Annotated in this window: 20 protein-coding genes; 18 read left to right on the top strand and 2 right to left on the bottom strand. The window is 59.8% G+C overall.

Features of this window, described 5'->3' with window-relative positions:
• The first annotated feature begins 75 nt into the window (after positions 1-75).
• The 4 genes from def to glpX are packed head-to-tail and all read left to right on the top strand — an operon-like array spanning position 76 to position 3,929.
• A complete protein-coding gene (gene def, locus HGA39_00950; GenBank protein ID NTW27926.1) occupies positions 76-600 on the top strand; it encodes a peptide deformylase in 525 nt (174 codons plus the stop codon).
• 27 nt (positions 601-627) lie between these two features.
• A complete protein-coding gene (locus HGA39_00945) occupies positions 628-1,554 on the top strand; it encodes a methionyl-tRNA formyltransferase (GenBank protein NTW27925.1) in 927 nt (308 codons plus the stop codon).
• Positions 1,551-2,912, top strand: coding sequence for an rRNA methyltransferase (locus HGA39_00940; protein ID NTW27924.1), 1,362 nt, complete (start codon positions 1,551-1,553; stop codon positions 2,910-2,912). Before HGA39_00945 ends, HGA39_00940 begins: the two co-directional genes overlap by 4 nt.
• A 51-nt stretch (positions 2,913-2,963) precedes the next feature.
• Positions 2,964-3,929 (top strand): class II fructose-bisphosphatase, encoded by a 966-nt coding sequence (gene glpX / locus HGA39_00935; GenBank protein ID NTW27923.1) that lies wholly within the window; start codon positions 2,964-2,966, stop codon positions 3,927-3,929.
• Between the two features lie 97 nt (positions 3,930-4,026).
• Here glpX and HGA39_00930 read toward each other — a convergent pair whose 3' ends face one another.
• Positions 4,027-4,302: an FmdB family transcriptional regulator gene (locus HGA39_00930; protein ID NTW27922.1), complete on the bottom strand. Its 276-nt coding sequence runs from the start codon at positions 4,300-4,302 to the stop codon at positions 4,027-4,029.
• Positions 4,303-4,606: 304 nt separating this feature from the next.
• Here HGA39_00930 and thiT point away from each other — a divergent pair, with 304 nt between their 5' ends.
• The 3 genes from thiT to HGA39_00915 are packed head-to-tail and all read left to right on the top strand — an operon-like array spanning position 4,607 to position 7,453.
• A complete protein-coding gene (gene thiT, locus HGA39_00925; GenBank protein NTW27921.1) occupies positions 4,607-5,188 on the top strand; it encodes an energy-coupled thiamine transporter ThiT in 582 nt (193 codons plus the stop codon).
• A 4-nt stretch (positions 5,189-5,192) separates the two neighbouring features.
• Positions 5,193-5,861: a thiamine diphosphokinase gene (locus HGA39_00920; GenBank protein NTW27920.1), complete on the top strand. Its 669-nt coding sequence runs from the start codon at positions 5,193-5,195 to the stop codon at positions 5,859-5,861.
• Positions 5,862-5,893: 32 nt separating this feature from the next.
• Positions 5,894-7,453, top strand: coding sequence for a GAF domain-containing protein (locus HGA39_00915; protein ID NTW27919.1), 1,560 nt, complete (start codon positions 5,894-5,896; stop codon positions 7,451-7,453).
• Positions 7,454-7,546: 93 nt separating this feature from the next.
• Here HGA39_00915 and HGA39_00910 read toward each other — a convergent pair whose 3' ends face one another.
• Positions 7,547-7,735, bottom strand: coding sequence for a 50S ribosomal protein L28 (locus tag HGA39_00910; GenBank protein ID NTW27918.1), 189 nt, complete (start codon positions 7,733-7,735; stop codon positions 7,547-7,549).
• A 195-nt stretch (positions 7,736-7,930) separates the two neighbouring features.
• Here HGA39_00910 and HGA39_00905 point away from each other — a divergent pair, with 195 nt between their 5' ends.
• From HGA39_00905 to plsX, 11 genes are all read left to right on the top strand, one after another.
• Positions 7,931-8,155: a DUF1858 domain-containing protein gene (locus HGA39_00905; protein NTW27917.1), complete on the top strand. Its 225-nt coding sequence runs from the start codon at positions 7,931-7,933 to the stop codon at positions 8,153-8,155.
• A gap of 1 nt (position 8,156) precedes the next feature.
• Positions 8,157-8,507, top strand: a complete 351-nt coding sequence (locus tag HGA39_00900; protein ID NTW27916.1) for an Asp23/Gls24 family envelope stress response protein — start codon at positions 8,157-8,159, stop codon at positions 8,505-8,507.
• A 21-nt stretch (positions 8,508-8,528) separates the two neighbouring features.
• Positions 8,529-10,160 (top strand): DAK2 domain-containing protein, encoded by a 1,632-nt coding sequence (locus tag HGA39_00895; protein NTW27915.1) that lies wholly within the window; start codon positions 8,529-8,531, stop codon positions 10,158-10,160.
• 32 nt (positions 10,161-10,192) lie between these two features.
• Positions 10,193-11,047 carry a DegV family protein gene (locus tag HGA39_00890; GenBank protein NTW27914.1) on the top strand — a complete coding sequence of 285 codons (855 nt, stop codon included), beginning with the start codon at positions 10,193-10,195 and terminating at the stop codon, positions 11,045-11,047.
• Between the two features lie 7 nt (positions 11,048-11,054).
• Positions 11,055-13,172: an ATP-dependent DNA helicase RecG gene (gene recG / locus HGA39_00885; GenBank protein ID NTW27913.1), complete on the top strand. Its 2,118-nt coding sequence runs from the start codon at positions 11,055-11,057 to the stop codon at positions 13,170-13,172.
• On the top strand, positions 13,169-13,756 hold the full coding sequence (rsmD, locus tag HGA39_00880) for a 16S rRNA (guanine(966)-N(2))-methyltransferase RsmD (protein ID NTW27912.1): 588 nt from the start codon (positions 13,169-13,171) through the stop codon (positions 13,754-13,756). The genes recG and rsmD overlap by 4 nt, the downstream gene beginning before the upstream one ends.
• Positions 13,753-14,244 (top strand): pantetheine-phosphate adenylyltransferase, encoded by a 492-nt coding sequence (coaD, locus tag HGA39_00875; GenBank protein ID NTW27911.1) that lies wholly within the window; start codon positions 13,753-13,755, stop codon positions 14,242-14,244. Before rsmD ends, coaD begins: the two co-directional genes overlap by 4 nt.
• 12 nt (positions 14,245-14,256) lie before the next feature.
• Positions 14,257-14,715, top strand: a complete 459-nt coding sequence (locus HGA39_00870; GenBank protein NTW27910.1) for an ATP synthase F0 subunit B — start codon at positions 14,257-14,259, stop codon at positions 14,713-14,715.
• 43 nt (positions 14,716-14,758) lie between these two features.
• A complete protein-coding gene (locus HGA39_00865; protein NTW27909.1) occupies positions 14,759-15,307 on the top strand; it encodes a DUF177 domain-containing protein in 549 nt (182 codons plus the stop codon).
• A gap of 136 nt (positions 15,308-15,443) precedes the next feature.
• Positions 15,444-15,620, top strand: a complete 177-nt coding sequence (gene rpmF / locus HGA39_00860; GenBank protein ID NTW27908.1) for a 50S ribosomal protein L32 — start codon at positions 15,444-15,446, stop codon at positions 15,618-15,620.
• Between the two features lie 63 nt (positions 15,621-15,683).
• On the top strand, positions 15,684-16,688 hold the full coding sequence (gene plsX, locus HGA39_00855) for a phosphate acyltransferase PlsX (GenBank protein ID NTW27907.1): 1,005 nt from the start codon (positions 15,684-15,686) through the stop codon (positions 16,686-16,688).
• Positions 16,689-16,771: the final 83 nt, after the last annotated feature.

Below are 16,771 nucleotides of genomic sequence, written 5' to 3'. Positions count from 1 at the left end.
TGATACCTGCAGAAGAAGGCGATATTGAGCGCTGCGTAGGTTCGTTTGCCACGAGACACGAGGAAAGCAAGAACGATGGAAGTACTTCTGCATCCGAATACAGTCCTGAAGGCGCGGTCGGAAGAGGTCGATCCGACAGCGGACGATGAACTGCGTGAATTGACCAGGCAGATGGCCCGGATCATGTACGAGGCGCCAGGGGTGGGTCTGGCTGCCCCGCAGGTCGGCGTGCTGAAGCGCGTAATCGTCTACGACGTCGACGAAGGCAAGCGCAGCGCGATCGCTCTGTGCAATCCGAGGATCGTCGAAGCCAGTGACGCATGCGAAGTCGACGACGAAGGCTGTCTTTCGCTCCCAGGGATTACCGTGCCGATACTGCGCCCTGTGAGAGTCACATGCGAGGCACTGAGCCTCAACGGCAAGAAGGTTCGCATCAAGGCGTCGGATTTCCACGCCCGCGTCCTTCAGCACGAAATCGACCACTTGGACGGAATGCTGATCATTGACAGGGCAACGCCCGAAGAGCGCAAAGCAGCACTGCAACGATACCGCGATGCACTCGCTCACGGCGCGAAGCCGGGTCAAACGCATATCATTTAGTCCGACGCAAATGTGAGGGGATTGTTCATGCGCGTCGTATTCATGGGGACGCCCGCGTTTGCCGTGCCTTCGTTGAAGGCTTTGGATGCAGCGGGGCACACTCTGCTCGCCGTCTACACACGCCCCGACTCTGTGTCGGGCCGAGGGTCTGCTCGGCGACCATGCGGGGTGAAGGTTGCTGCGGATGAGCTCGGCATACCCGTTCACCAGCCAAGGACGCTACGGTCCACAGACGAGCATGAGATTCTGCGCGAACTGGCCCCCGACCTGATCGTCGTGGTCGCCTATGGCTTGATCCTACCGGCGAACATCCTTGAGATTCCGACTCTGGGCACACTAAATGTGCACGCATCCCTGTTGCCTCGCTGGCGGGGCGCGGCTCCCATTCAGCGCGCCATCCTGGCCGGTGACAGTGCCGTCGGCGTTTCGATCATGCGGGTGGAAGAGGGTCTGGACACCGGCGCGTATTGCGCCCAAGCCGGGATACCATCTGACGATCTGACTGCGCGCGATCTGACCGAGAAGCTGGCCGTGATGGGCGCGGGACTGCTCGTGTCAACGCTTCCGGCGATCGAAGGCGGAAGTGCCGAGTGGACTCGGCAGGACGAGGCCCTCGTAACATACGCCGAGAAGGTCACCAAGGGTGACGTCTTGGTCGGACCCGAAATGAGTGCCGACGAAGCTCTGCGCCGAATCCGCGCCTCGCTTCCGACAGCCCCGTCACGGGTACAGGTTGCCGGCTACGTTCTGACGCTTCTTGATGCACATGTGGGGTCGGATCACATACCTTCCGGATCAGTTGTCTGCAAGGATGAGGCACTGCTCCTTGGCTTCGCAGATGGAGTGCTTGAGGTTACTCGAGTGAAACCCGAAAGCAGGAGTGAAATGGACGTGTGCGCATGGGCCCGAGGAGCTCGTGACCTCGCGAATGCCGTTTGGGGAGTTGTCCTTTGAGCGCCAGTCCTGCTCGGCGGGTAGCGCGCAAGGTGTTCACCCGCGTCAGAGAGCGCGGCTCATTCGCGCATGAAACGCTTGACGCCGCGCTCAAGGCAGCGAATCTGTCGAGTGCTGACACCGCCTTGGCAACGAGAATTGCGTACGGGTCTATCCAGACCAGCGGAACGCTGAGGGAGACCGTCGAGCGCTATCTCGACGGCAAGCGCGTCGAGCCGCGGATCATGGACGCACTCAGTGTCGCAGCGTACGAGTTGATCTACCTTCGCACGCCGGACCGAGTGGCGGTCCATCAGGGCGTGGAACTCGTTCGCGAGGTCAGGCGGCAGGCGGCAGGGCTCGCGAATGCCATCCTGCGCCGTCTTGCAGACGATGTCGCAGGGTTTCCCTGGGGTGACCCGAATGCCGACTCGGCGGCGCTCGCACGACTCTACGGGCACCCGCTGTGGTTGACAGACATGTGGGTCACCGAACTGGGTCACGCCATCGCAGCGACAGTCCTGGCTGCGGACAACGAGCCCGCACCGCTCCACTTGGCCGTGAATCCCTTTGTCGCCTCGGCGGAGGAAGCGCTTGCGACTCTCAGAGCGGAGGGAACCACAGCGACATCGTGCATCCTGCCTGGATGCCTGAGTGTGGATAATCCCGCATCCGCGGTTGGCGGCGACGCGCTCGCGCGGGGTGAAGTCCTCGTCGCCGATGCCGGCGCGCAATTGGTCTGCATGCTCGTACGACCTCGGTCCGGAGAGCGAATCGTTGAGGTTGGGGCGGGGAGAGGCACCAAGTCCATACTGCTTCAGGCGGAGGCGGTTCGCTCCGGAGGTCCCGCAAGCATCACGGCGATCGATTCTCACGAGTTCAAGACACGCATACTTGCGGAGCGCATGGCGTCGTTCGGCGTGCCCGGCGTCGTTGGACTCACCGGCGACGCGCGGGACATGTCGTCCATCGCCGACGCCCCCGTGTCGGGCTCTGTGGATGCGGTTCTGGTCGATGCTCCCTGTTCGGGTCTCGGAACACTCAGGCGCCATCCGGACAAGAGGTGGCGTGTGACCTCGGAAGACGTCAATGCAATGGCATCACTTGGCCAGGAACTTCTGACTGAGGCTGCCGGTCTTGTCCGTGTAGGGGGTTTCGTGGTGTACTCGACGTGTACCATCGCGAAGCGAGAGAACGATGCAGTCATTCGCGGATTTCTCGAATCGGTGTCCGGACACGATTTCCGAGTGGATTCGGTCGCTGGAGACGTCCCGGAAACGTGGAAGCGGTTCGTCACGGCGGAAGGGTACTTTCAGTCCCTTCCTGAGCCCGGAGGTCTCGACGGCCATTTTGCTGCTCGGCTTGTACGCATTTCATAATGAATTCATGGTGACCCGCCGATGGGTTCCATGTGTCCCGAGGGAGGAAACATGCGCGCTACTCGTGTCATGGAAATGATGGAAGTGACCGAGGCTGCGGCCTTGGCTGCCGGTCGTTGGATGGGGAAGGGCGACAAGCACGCTGCAGATGATGCCGCTGTGGAGGGAATGCGAGCAGCGTTCAACTCCGTTGAGATCGACGGAACGATCGTAATCGGCGAAGGTGAGCGCGATGAAGCCCCGATGCTCTATATCGGCGAGAAGGTCGGAAAAGGCGGCGAGCTCATCGATATCGCTGTTGACCCGCTCGAGGGAACAAACCTGACGGCCTACGGCCAGTCGAACTCTCTTGCTGTTCTGGCTTTCGCCCCTCACGGTACGTTGCTTCATGCGCCGGACACCTACATGAAGAAGATCGCAGTCGGACCTGAAGCAGCTGATGCAGTTCACATCGATGCCACTCCCACGGAGAACATCAATGCCGTCGCCAACGCGCTCAAGCGCGATGTTGGGGACCTGGTCGTCTGCATCCTTGAGCGGGAGCGGCACATTGATCTGATCGCCGAGGTGCGCCGAACGGGAGCACGCATCAGGCTGATCTCGGACGGAGATGTCTTCGGCGCTGTTGCCACCGCTATCGAGGGCACCGGAATCCACCTGTACCTTGGAACCGGTGCTGCCCCGGAAGGTGTTCTCGCGTGTGCGGCGATGAAATGCATTGGCGGCTGCTTCATGGGCCGCTTTGAGTGGCGCAGTGATGAAGAGAGGGCTCGTGCCGTCGAAATGGGTACCCCTCACTTGGACGGAATCCTTACCATGGACACTCTCGTCAATACCGACGAGGCCGCTTTCATTGCAACCGGCGTGACGGACGGTGAGATGCTGCGCGGCGTGCGGTATTTCGGTTCTGGCGCACGCACGCACTCAGTGGCGATGGATGCCAGCAGCAGGACGGTCCGCTTCGTAGATACGGTGTTTCGCACCGGAACCGAGAAGTTCTGGGTACGGATGGACTAACAATAAGCAGAATCCCTGCCCCGCCCAAGGGTCATAGGAATGAGACGGCCTCCCCATAACTCATGGGGAGGCCGTCTGTGTGCTTCGGTGAAGCAGATCAGCCAGTCGCCGCCGGGCATGACGCGCAGGATCCTGTCCCGCTCTCGGCGGGGCAGCCGGGGGCGGAATCCGAGTGGCTTTGGCCGTCCTTGGGCTGAGATCTGTAGTCCGTGTTATGGAACCCGGAACCTTTGAATGCGATTGCGGCGGCAGAATAGATGCGCTTTGCTGATGCACCGCATACCGGGCACTGTTCGTCGTCAGTCTTGCCCATCGGCTTGCTGATTTCGAACGACTCGGCACAAGCGGTGCAGCGATAATCGTAGCGGGTCATTGGTACGGGCGCTCCTTTCGGCTCGGCAAGTAGTTGCGTGAGAATGCAGGATACTCGCGGTTTGGGCGAGCGCACAACCGAGAGCGCTTGCGAACTTGCGTCCTCTGGGCGAGAATGCGTGAAGATAATCACATACCGTGTCGGGAGCTGCTTGGAAAGGCGGCTGAGAGGCGGCGTACGCGCCGCGACCGAAAGGACGGCTCCGATAATGCGGAGCCGCACGATGGTACGACGTTTTCTTGCGACGTCTCCCTGTCTGGCCTTTTCGGCTCTCGTCATGGGCCCAGGAGAAGGACAGGATACGATGAGATCTGAACGAATCCGCACCTTAGTTGAAATCGCACTGACGGTTGCTCTGTGTGCGGTTCTGAACATGCTGCGTTTCAGGCTGCCCATCAATATCGCCGGCGGCGAGATTTCGCTCGCGATGGTACCTCTCTTCATAATCGCTTTGCGCCGAGGGCCTGCAGTGGGGCTTGTTGCCGGGGCAATCTGGGGCACCGTCGATCTGCTCGTCGAGCCCTACATCGTATTCTGGGCACAGGTTCTCCTAGACTACCCGATTGCATTCGCTCTGGTCGGTCTCAGCGGGCTTTGGGCAACAACATACAAGCGACTGATTGCCTTGTCCCCGCTGAAGGCGTCTGCTCTCGCGGTACTCGCGATGCTCGCCGGGGGAGTTGCCCGATTCGCTTCCCACTGGGTCTCAGGGGTACTTTTCTTCGCAGCTTATGCGCCGGCCGATCAGCCTGTCTGGCTCTACTCCGTTGTCTACAATCTCAGCTACTTGGCGCCTTCACTGATAGGGTCCATCATCGTCGCAGCAGTAGTGCTTCCGGTTCTTGAGCGTGCAGTGCCAACCGGGTCATCATCCGCGAAAGGGTAGGGCAGTGAACGTCCTCTTGGTATGCGCATCGCCGGCAGCGCCGGATCCTGAGTGGGTCGCAGAACTCGCCGCGCAAGAGGATGTCGTCATCGCCGTTGATGGCGGCGGAAACCTGTGTTTGCGTGCAGGCATCGTGCCTCACACTCTCATCGGCGACCTGGATTCAATTACCCCCGCCGACAAGATCGCTCTGGAAATGGCAGGCACCCAATTGGTGCAGCTGCCCGCCGACAAGGACGAGAGCGATCTTGTGCTGGCGCTTAATCAGGCGCGTTCCATGGGAGCCAAGAGGGCAACCGTGACCGGGGGATGGGGAGGGCGTGCCGATCACGAACTCCTCGGCTTGTCGGCGCTAGTTCATGGCGCGGATCTGCGTCCTCGGCTCCTTGAGCGCGCCACCGCCATCTGGATCCTGACCCCCGGCGGACGGGAGAATCTGCATCTCTGTGGCACGGGCAGTATCATCTCACTTGTTGCGTTTGGCGGACCGGCCACAGTGTCTGTCACCGGCGTGAAGTGGCCGTTGGCTGAGCATGAGATTGCACCGGATTCGACTTTGGGACTAAGTAATGTGATCAACCAAGCCGATACTGCATGTGTGAGCGTGCAGAGTGGCACGCTCATCGTGATATCGTCTGCTATCGATGGCCAAGGGCGTGCCACTGAAGAGTAGTCAGTGTCTACTACGGCATGATATGAAGCTGCGTGTCATTCAATATCAATGTGGGGGAGGCTCTCGTTTCCAGGCAAACAACATCTTCTACCTCGGCGTTTGACCGGGTTGATCTCAGCGCACCCCGAGGCGTCGAGCCGGTCGACGTGTTGCGTGCGTTGCTCGCGAGCGTCCGAAAGGTCCAAGACGCTTGCGCGGCGCACTTATGGATTGAGGACAGCTACTCAAGTACGCTGCGGTTGGTGATCACCGAAGGCGACGCCGCATGCGGTTTGCTGCCGGTTTCAACCACAGGGACGCTTCTGGGTGACGCCCTGACTACCGGCATGTCGAAGCTCGAGGAAGCCGACGACGCTCTCTGTGCGAACGAATGCCGAAAGGTTTGGCAGTTCGTGATTCCGCTCGATACCCCGGAGGTTCGGGGAGTGGCTGTGGTGGACATGACGTGTGCCACCCGACCGGACTCTGAGGTTCTCACCATGATCGCGGCACGTTTTCGAGGCTCGTTGACGGCGGCGTTGGCTCTTCACGTTGCCCGAGTTGATCTGACGATATCTCGAATCATGCTTGAAGCCGGCAGTTCACTGACGCAGGCGAAGTCCGCCGATGGAGTAGTTCGCGAGGCACTGCATACCGCAATGCGGCTTAGCCATGCGCAGACTGGGAGCGTCATGCTTCTCGACGCTGACAATACGCGAATGCGCATACTGTTTTCCGAGGGTCTTCCTGAGGACGTCGTCGCATCTACGGAAGTCGCCGAGGGCGAAGGGATCTCAGGCTGGGTGCTCGCCAGTGGTCACGGGCTCGTCATTGAAGATCTAAACGGAGATGCGCTCCGGAACTCGCGGCGCGGCGTGCGCTCCGCCATGAGTGTTCCGATTCGTGACGATCAAGGTAGCCTCGGTGTCATCAACGTGGGATCGGCGGACTTCGGGGCTGGCTTCATGCCCCATCACGTAGATGCGCTCGAGACACTCGGACGAGCAGCGGCAAGCGCGCTGAGAAACGCCTGGTCGATGGATTCGGCGCGGGAGATGTACCTTCAGACGCTTGAAGCACTTGTGCTGGCACTGGAATCCAAGGATCCCTATTCGCATCGAGGAACTGAGAAGGTCATCGGGCTTTCAATGCTATTGGGAGAAGCTATGGGCTTCTCCGATGCGGATCTGGAGGCATTGCGCATTGCTGCCATGTTGCGCGATGTAGGCATGTTGGCGGCGGGTGAAGCCGTAACCGTATCCAATCGGCCGCTATCTACAGTTGAGTGGGGGATGCTCAAGATGCACCCTGCGATTGCCGGAGACGTACTCGCGAGAATGCCGGCACTCCATGCCGTTGTGCCGATCGTGTCCCACCATCACGAACGATACGACGGAGCGGGGTATACGGCCGGATTGTCCGGAACAGACATACCTCTCGGAGCGCGAACACTAGCCGTTGTCGACGCATATGTGGCTATGACTTCCGACCGGCCGTACCGTGCAACACTGAATCGCGCGAGCGCGATATCCGAGCTGCGGGCTCAAGCCGGCAGGCAATTCGACCCCGACATAGTTGAACATTTCGTTGCGGTGTTGAACCTAGGCGAATAGTCCGAGAGCGTCTTTGAACCGCTGATATCTCGATCGATGCAAAACGAAGAAGGCCGCCCAAGGGCGGCCTTCAGGCGATCCTCGCAGCAAACGCTACGCGCGGGTTACTTTGCCGGCCTTCATGCACTTGGTGCACACGTTGACCTTCTTCACGTGCCCCTCGATGACTGCCGTGACCCTCTGGATATTGGGCTTGAAGACACGGTTGGTCACGCGGTGGGAGTGGCTGACGTTGCGGCCGGCAACCGGGTGCTTCCCGCAGACTGCACAAACTTGTGACATCGGATACGCTCCTCTTGCATGTAAGAGATCTGTTGATCCCTCGGACTGTTCAATGGAAAAACGCAGGTAATGCTATCACACGCCGTATTGCCGCGACAAGAACGTCTTCGGGGCATGTTCTCCCCGGCTATGATGCAATTCTCGGCTATACTGATGCCTGCGCGACATTGATCAGCCGGCTGACCAGGGTGGGCGATGCAGACAGTGAACACGATTACGCCGGACATGCTCATCAGCGACGTACTCAGGGCTTGCCCAGGAGCTGCCGACGTGTTCATAGATCACGGTCTCGGCTGTCCCTCATGCCTAGCCTCTGGCATGGAGACTGTTGCAGCGGTTGCAAGCATGCATGAGGTGTCGGTCGAGAGCCTGCTTGCGGATCTGAACGCGCTAAATGCCGGTTCCACGGAGGAGGAGTGACATGCCAAAGCCAATCTCCGGCAGTGTGAACATTGCGAACGATGTGCTTGCAGACTTGGCAGGATATGCAGCTCTGGAAAGCTATGGCATCGTCGGAATGGCAAGCCCGTCCCTGCGCGACGGTGTAGCACAGCTCCTCCCGGCGCAGAAGCTGCGTCGCGGCGTCAGGGTTTCGCCAACCGAGGATGGCGTTGCAGTCGACCTGTACGTCATCATCGAATTCGGCACCAATCTGGCCGAGGTGTCGCATAACCTTGCAAATCGCGTTCGATACGTGTTGACTGACACGGCCGACCTTAAGGTTGTCGTTGTAGACGTGCACGTGCAGGGTGTTAAGGTCCGCAACCAGTAATACGAATCCGGAGCAGCTCCTATGACCGTATCTCTGTACGTCGGCCTGGTATCCTCTGCTGCGCAGACTCTCAAAGAGCGCAAAGAGGAAGTGAACCGGCTGAATGTGTTTCCGGTTCCCGATGGTGACACGGGAACCAACATGTCGCTCACAATGGATGTCGTCGTAGCCGAGGTCGGCAAACTGGGTGACGACGCGAACCTCCACACCATCGCGCAAGCCATCACACATGGATCGCTCATGGGGGCCCGAGGCAACTCGGGGGTCATATTGAGCCAGATTCTGCGGGGGCTTTGCGAAGGCGCTGAAGGCGCCACCGAATTCGACGCAGAAGCGGTCGCCAAGGCTCTTGAGCGCTCGGTTGTTGTTGCGTTTCAGGCTGTGCGTAAACCGGTTGAAGGTACGATCCTGACTGTTCTTCGTGACACTGCGGAAGCGGCTCGACGGGCGGCAAATGACGGCGCTCCCATTGCCGATGCCCTCACACGCATCAGCGCGGCGGCGTTTGAGTCCGTTCGTCGCACTCCCGAACTGCTCCCCGTCTTGAAGGAAAGCGGGGTTGTCGACGCCGGTGGTTTTGGGCTGGCCATTCTGATCGAAGGGTTTGTGGCCGGGGCTTTGGGGGCAGCGGTACATATCGAAGACGTGTCGTCGGCCTCGGCTCCCCTCATGGGTGTCGTGCCCGTGGACGATTGGGATGACAGCGAATACCTGTACTGCACGGAATTCCTGCTGTATGGCGATAACGTTGATCCGGCACTGATCGAGGAGTACGTGTCCTCGCAAGGTGGTAGCGAGCTCGTCGTCGGCAGCGACGGAGAATACAAAGTCCACGTTCACACGAACAACCCTGGTGCTGTTCTGCAGTACATGACGGTACTCGGCGAGGTTGCCGAGGTTCACGTCAACAACATGCGCCGCCAGACCGAGGCCCGTGATCGCGGCCTCAAAGCGGAGAATGCGGCGGCATTGGCCGCCAAGCGCACGGCTCCGGCGAAACCGATTGGCTTTGTGGCCGTGGCAGCCGGTGACGGTCTAGCGGAAATACTGCATTCCTTGGGCGCAGACGTCGTCGTCAGCGGCGGTCAAACCATGAATCCGTCCACACAGGAGCTTCTTGAGGCTATTGAGTCCGTACATGCGGACAAGGTCATCGTACTTCCGAACAACAAGAACATCGTGATGGCGGCCAACGCGGCGGCTTCGGTCGCGTCGAGGCCGACGGTGGTGGTTCCTACCACCTCGGTGCCGCAATCATTCTCGGCGATGCTTGCTGTTGATGGCGGACAGGACTTGGATGTTTTGGCCTCAGCGATGACGGAGGCTGCCGAGGGAGTCCGAAGCGGCGAGGTCACTACGGCCGTCAAAGACGCCAAAGGCAAGGCAGGGGACATCAAGACCGGTGACATCATCGGCATCAGCGAACACGAGATCGAGATCATAGGATCAGCGGTCGGCGAGGTGTCTGTGCGTTTGGCCGGCGTGCTTCTCGCCGATGGAGCCGAGACACTCACTGTACTTGCAGGAGAGGATCTGTCCGATCCTGACCTTGAGGCACTCGCAGAAGAACTCGGCAAGGCCTATCCCGATGTGGATATTGAGACGCATCGTGGTGGCCAGCCCCTCTACCCGGTCATTCTGGCCGCCGAATAGTCGTTTCGCACACGAACAAAAGAGGAGCAGCAATGCCGAAAGTCGGACTTGTTACGGACAGCACGTGTGATCTTGGCCCTGACCAGCTAGCCGCGATGGATGTGACGATGGTCCCCCTCATCGTGCATTTCGGAGATGAAGGCTACCGCGACTGGATTGAGATGGTGCCGACGCAGTTCTACGAGCGGCTGGCCGCTTCGGCGAAGTTGCCTACGACTTCGCAGCCTTCACCAGCGGACTTCACCGCCGCCTACGGTCGCGAAGTCGCTAATGGTGCTGAGGAGATCGTCGTCATAACGATTTCTTCGACGTTCTCAGGCACGTTCGAGTCCGCAATGCTGGCCGCCGAGACCGCCTCCGTTCCGGTGAGGATCGTCGACTCGAAGTTGGCATCTCAGGCTACAGGTCTGGTCGTCAAAGCTGCGGTGGAAGCGCGCTCTCAAGGCAAGACCGCCGAGGAAATCGAGGCTGTCGCACTGAAAGTAGCCCGCTCAACTCGCCTCTTCTTCGTGCTCGACACCCTCGATAACCTCGTGAAAGGCGGTCGCGCTGGAAAGGCGGCAGGGCTGGCAGCGGCGCTGTTGAACATCAAACCTGTTCTGCGCGTAAATTCGGACGGCATCATCGAGCCATTCAAGAAAGTTCGCGGCCGACCGCAAGCCATAGCGGCACTGGCACAGCACATAGCGGAAGACTCCAAGGCCAACGGCCACATGAGGGTGGCGATGCTCCACGGCTGCTGCGACGATTCGGCGCAGGAACTCGAGGATGCGATCACCGCCGCCGGCGCTGATGTGGAATATGACTCCCACGGCCTCATCGGTTCCGTGATCGGAGTCCATACCGGCCAACGCACTGTCGGCGCCGCCTATTATCCTGTCGGCTAGTCACAAGGTGTCCGAAACCCCAGTACACCACTCTCCGGACAGGTGTACTCGGCTGGCCGCTCACGCATCGCCGATAGAGAGCGCTCGCTTCGTTGACGCGGCGCGGGCGAAGGCCTTGCGCAGCATGGGTGTCAACACGGTCGGCGATCTCATCCGCCACTATCCCATGCGCTATCTCGATCTCAGTACGGTTGCGAGCCTCCGAGAGGTCAAGGTTGGAGCCGAGGTGACCGTCGTTGGGCGCGTACACGAAATCCGGATCAAGAAGCCTCGGCCTCGCCTGACCATCACTGAAATAGGCATTGTCGACGGCACCGGAGTGTTGCTCGGCGTCTGGTTCAATCAACCATACGTGGAACGCAGGTTTGCACCGGGAGACAGGGTTGCTTTTGCCGGGAAAGTTGAACTCGACTACGGGTTCAAACAGATCAAGACGCCGTTTGTCGAAAAGCTTCCGACGGAGCAAGACGGAGTGATCACCAGCTTGGGTCGCATCCTTCCTGTTCACCGGGCGACGGAAGCACTGAGCACCAACTGGCTTAGGAGACTCGTCGCCGCAGCTGTCGACGACTACTGCGGCATTCCGGACCATCTGCCTTCCGCACTGCGTGAAGCGCGATGCTTGATGCCGCTAGGCTCTGCGCTCAGGGAAATCCAGTTCCCCGAGCATCTCGCTTCCATCACGGAAGCTCGTACGCGGTTGGCATACGACGAAATCCTCCTGCTGCAGCTGTATACGGCGATACGCCGACATGCACTCACGCGCGAACGCACAGGAACCGCACATATCGTCGGTGGACCTCATCTCAGAGCGCTTGAGGCGGCACTCCCGTTCACTCTGACCAAGGACCAAGCGCGCGCGATCGCTGAGATCCATGACGACATGGTGTCTCCTCACCCTATGAACCGACTTCTGCTTGGGGACGTGGGGACCGGCAAGACCCTTGTGGCGGCCCATGCCCTGGTCGCGTCAGCCGACACGGGCGCACAATCCGCGATGATGGCTCCAACAGAAGTACTCGCCACGCAGTACGCTAGCGCCATCGGGCCTCTGCTCGACTCATCCGGAGTATCGTGGGGGCTGCTCACCGGATCTACGCCTGCAGCCAAGAAGCGGGAGATTCTCGGCCGAGTCGCCGAAGGCGCGGTACAAGTGCTGTTTGGGACTCACGCACTGCTGGAAGAAAGCGTGGTCTTTGATCGGCTCAGCCTTGCGATCGTTGATGAGCAGCATCGTTTCGGTGTGAACCAGAGACTTGGCCTGCGCGAGAAAGGGACAGCGACAGACTTGCTGGTAATGACCGCTACCCCCATTCCCCGGTCGCTGGCGCTGACCCTCTACGGCGATCTGGAGACCTCCTACCTCCGCATACGGCCCAATGCGTGCTCTGGTGTGACGACCGCCTTGGTGCGTCCCAGAGAGCGTCAGAAGGCATACGACGCCATCCGGACGGCCGTCAGAGAAGGCCGGCAGGCGTATGTCGTCTGCGCGCTTGTCGAAGAGTCGGAAGCAGCCGAAGCCAAGGCCGCGAAAGTTGAGGTGGAGCGTCTCCGAAGTCAGGTCTTTCCCGAACTCAGGATCGGTCTTCTCACCGGCAGGATGCGGTCATCGGACAAGCTCAAGACAATGCACGAGTTTCGCAGCGGCGAGATTGACGTGCTTGTAGCAACCACGGTGATTGAGGTTGGCGTCGATGTCCCCAATGCGACCGTCATGATGGTGGAAGACGCCGACCGGTTTGGCTTGGCGCAGCTTCACCAGCTCCGAGGGCGTGTCGGACGTGGCGCCTATTCGGGATGCGTGTATCTCGTCGCCGATCCGCGCAACCAGGATAGCCAAGAGCGTATGAACGCGATCATGGCGACCGAAGACGGCTTTGAACTCGCTGAGCTGGACTTGAAGTTGCGCGGAGAAGGCCATATCCTCGGCGACCAGCAGCACGGGCTTCCGGCTCTGAAGCTCGCGTCGGTCATAGCGGACGGGGAGCTCATCGAACAGGCCAGAGCCGATGCCCGTGCGATCGTCGAGAAGGATCCTCATCTTGTGCTGCCCGCGCATGCCCCACTGCGCGAAGAGGTCCGTCGCGTCTTCTCCTCGGCGTGGGAGTGGGTGAGCAGCGGATGAGGATCATTTCGGGAAGTCTGCGCGGACGCCACCTGGAGGCTCCCCGCGGGCAGGACACTACAAGACCCACCTCGGATAGAGTCAGAGAGGCGGTGTTCTCGGCACTGACCTCCCGACTGGGACCCGGCCTTGCCGGAGGGGCGGTTCTGGACGCGTTCGCGGGCAGCGGGGCTCTGGGCCTAGAGGCACTGTCGCGCGGGTGCGCCTCCGCAACCTTTGTGGAACTCGATTCCGCAGCCGTGATGACGGTTCGGTCGAATGTGACGGTATTGGGAGTCGGAACTCGCGCATGCATCGTTGCAGGTGACGCGATTGGTTTGGCGACACGAAACGCAATTCCGGGTGGACCATTCACATTGCTTCTACTCGACCCGCCGTATAGACTTGGGCAGGAAGTAGTCGCTGGGTTGCTTTCGGCACTGGCGATGCATGGTCGAATCCAAGATGGGGCCGTCGTCGTTTTCGAACATGCGGTTGGGATCGAGCCTCTATGGGCGCAAGATTTCCAACTCGAATGGCGTAAGAGGTATGGTACTACCGAAGTCGACATAGCCGTCTATGAGAAGGGGACAGGAGCGTCGTGAAACGTGGCATCGTGCCCGGCACGTTCGACCCTGTGACCTCCGGCCACCTTGATATCATCGAAAGAGCCGCGCCGCTGTTCGATGAGCTGGTTGTTGGAGTCGCGCATTCGGAAGGCAAAGGAAGCGGCCCTCTCTTCACCGCAGAAGAACGTGTTGCGCTCATTAGGGCGGCAACCGCTCATCTTCCTAACGTTTCGGTCATATCTTTTGATACGCTGTTGGTAGATTTTGCTCGAGAGATGAATGCTTCGGTTATCATCAAGGGTCTGCGGGCCATGACCGACTTCGAGCGCGAGTTTCAGATGTCCGCACTCAATTGGCGTCTGAACTCGGAGATTGAGACAATGTTCATCATGGCTATTCCGGAGTTCATGTTCCTGAGCTCCTCAGCAGTGAAGGAAATTGCAGCGCACTGCGGGTCTGTTCGTGGCTTGGTTCCTGATGTGGTATGCGACGCACTCGCCCGGAAGATGAAAAGCACCTGCTAGGGAGGCAGTCTGATGGATATCATGGCCCTGATCGACCGGTTCGAAGAGACAATTGACAACGCGCGTGGAGTACCTTTCACGAGCAACAAGATGGTCGACCCGGACAAGGTCTACGAGATCATTGACGAGATCCGGGCTCAGTTCCCCGACGAACTCAAGCAGGCGCGCTGGATCGTCAAGGAGCGCCAGGAGATGCTGGAAGAAGCCGAGAAAGAAGCCAACCGCATTCTGGAAGAGGCTCGTGACCGGGCGCACTCGATTGCAAGCGAACAGGAAGTCGTTCGGCTTGCGGAGTCGCAAGCCGCCGACATTCTCGACAAGGCCCGTACCCAAGAGCGTGAGATTCGTCTCGGCGCCGAAGACTACGCTGACGAGATGATGGCGAACCTTGAGGTGAACCTCGGTAAGCTGCTCACCGCCGTCCAGCGTGGCCGTGACCGTCTCCAGGGGAAGCTCTCGCAGCGCCAGTAACGTACTGACGAATATCGCAAAGAGACTTCAGAGAGGCGAGGGCATGGAAGCGTGTCTTGTTGATGTGTCGCCGATTCTCGGAGATCTGGGCGCCACCGTTGTCGTGTCAGGTGAACTGCAAGTAGACGACTTGACGGTGGGTGCGGAGGAGTTCATTGTCCGCGGCCCGGCGAAGTACGAAATCACAGTGACTCACACAGGAACAGCCATCGTCGCTTACGGTGGCGTTTCGCTGCCCACGGTCGCAACGTGCGCTCGGTGCCTCTGCGAGTTTCCTCTCGATATCAATGGCGAGGTCGAGGGTTTCTATGTGTTTCCCGGCAAAGACAGTGACGTGCCGGAGGAACAGGAAGTCGAGTACATCAACTCCGACGAAACGGTAGACCTCGCCCCGGCCATGCTCGCCGCGTTGGTGCTCGATGCGCCATTCGCACCCTTGCACGCCGAGGACTGCGCGGGGATATGTCTCGAGTGCGGCGCGGATCTCAACGAAGGGACATGCGGTTGCGGGAGAGGCGACGGGGCGCCCGGGCATCCGTTCTCGGCGCTCAGGACTCTCGTCGATCAGGATAGTGCCGGCTCATCTCAATAGCGTTTCTGAAATATCGTGGTATCAAGCTTCTACACATACATCGCATCGCGTGATACCATCACACCTCGTGTGATTCAAGTATGGTAAACCAATTGATCTGCGCCCTTTGGCGCTGAGAACGGAAGGACCCAGGAACATGGCTGTCCCGAAGCGAAAGACCGGCCGCGCGAAGACCAACTCGCGTCGTTCATCCCATAGCCTGGAAGCGACAGCAAGTTCGCTTTGCTCGCAGTGCCACGAGCCCAAGGTGCCGCATCGCGTGTGCCCGACGTGTGGTTTCTATAACGGCAAAGAGATCATCGAGACCAACTAGTTCCTCTGCTGGGCCAAGCACATCTTCGCCCTTCGGCGTGAACAGATACAACGAGGAGGGCTCATGAGCCAAGTGTGCCCGGTCACGGTTGTTGTAGATGCAATGGGCGGCGACAGAGCTCCTTCCGAGATCCTGTCGGGCGTAGAACTTGCACTCGCAAGCGACCCTGAAATCCGGATCGTTCTCACGGGATCTGACGAAGTGATCACGCCCTTCGCGGAACGGCATTCGGACAAGGTAGTAGCCGTCCCGACAACAGAAGTCATCGCCATGGACGAGCACCCTGCGAGCGCCGTACGTTCCAAGAAGGACTCGTCGATCGTCGTGGGCTGCCGCCTCGTTGCCGACGAGCACGCCGATGCGTTCTTCTCTGCGGGTTCGACGGGGGCCGCCATGGCGGCCGCAACTCTTGTGATGGGCCGCATTCGCGGCGTGAGGCGTCCCGCTATCGCAACCGTGATTCCAACCGTCGGCATCCCATGCGTACTTCTCGATGTGGGCGCGAATGCCGACTGCAAGCCTGAAGACTTGGTGCAGTTTGCCGGGATGGGCGCCGTCTATGCGTCTGTAGTGCTCTCGGTGCCGGCTCCACGCGTCGCGTTGCTCAATATCGGCGAGGAGTCCACCAAAGGCTCTCAGCTCGCACAAGAAGCTCACGTTCTCATGAGCGAACACGTCGCGGGTTTTGTCGGCAACGTTGAGGGGCGCGATCTGATGAACGGCGCCTGTGACGTCATCGTCACCGATGGGTTCACTGGAAACGTCGCACTGAAGCTGCTGGAAGGAACCAGCAAGGTTCTGCTCGGCGAGATCAAAAAGGCGATGACCTCAACACCCATCCTGAGTCTTGCGGCGGCGGTTCTCAAGCCTGCGCTCTCCGACATGAAGCATCGTCTCGACCCTGACGTGTACGGTGGCGCGCCGCTTCTAGGGGTAAAAGGTGTCTGTATCATCGGGCATGGCTCCTCCAACGCAACCGCCGTGGCAAACGCAATCCGTGTTGCCGCACAGGCCGTGCGGGGGGGCTTGACCGAGCGTGTCGCCGAGAAGATCGCGAAACTAGACTGACCGGTTCTTCTTGCTCCTGATGAGGTCGTGTACACTGCGCCGATGTTGCATGCTCGCGTTACGCAAGCTGTGCGACTTCCCGA

Source organism: Coriobacteriia bacterium (genome assembly GCA_013336165.1).
Lineage (GTDB): Bacteria > Actinomycetota > Coriobacteriia > Anaerosomatales > JAAXUF01 > JAAXUF01.
Note: the sequence above shows the minus strand (reverse complement) of the source record. Positions and strands in the feature narration are given on the sequence as shown.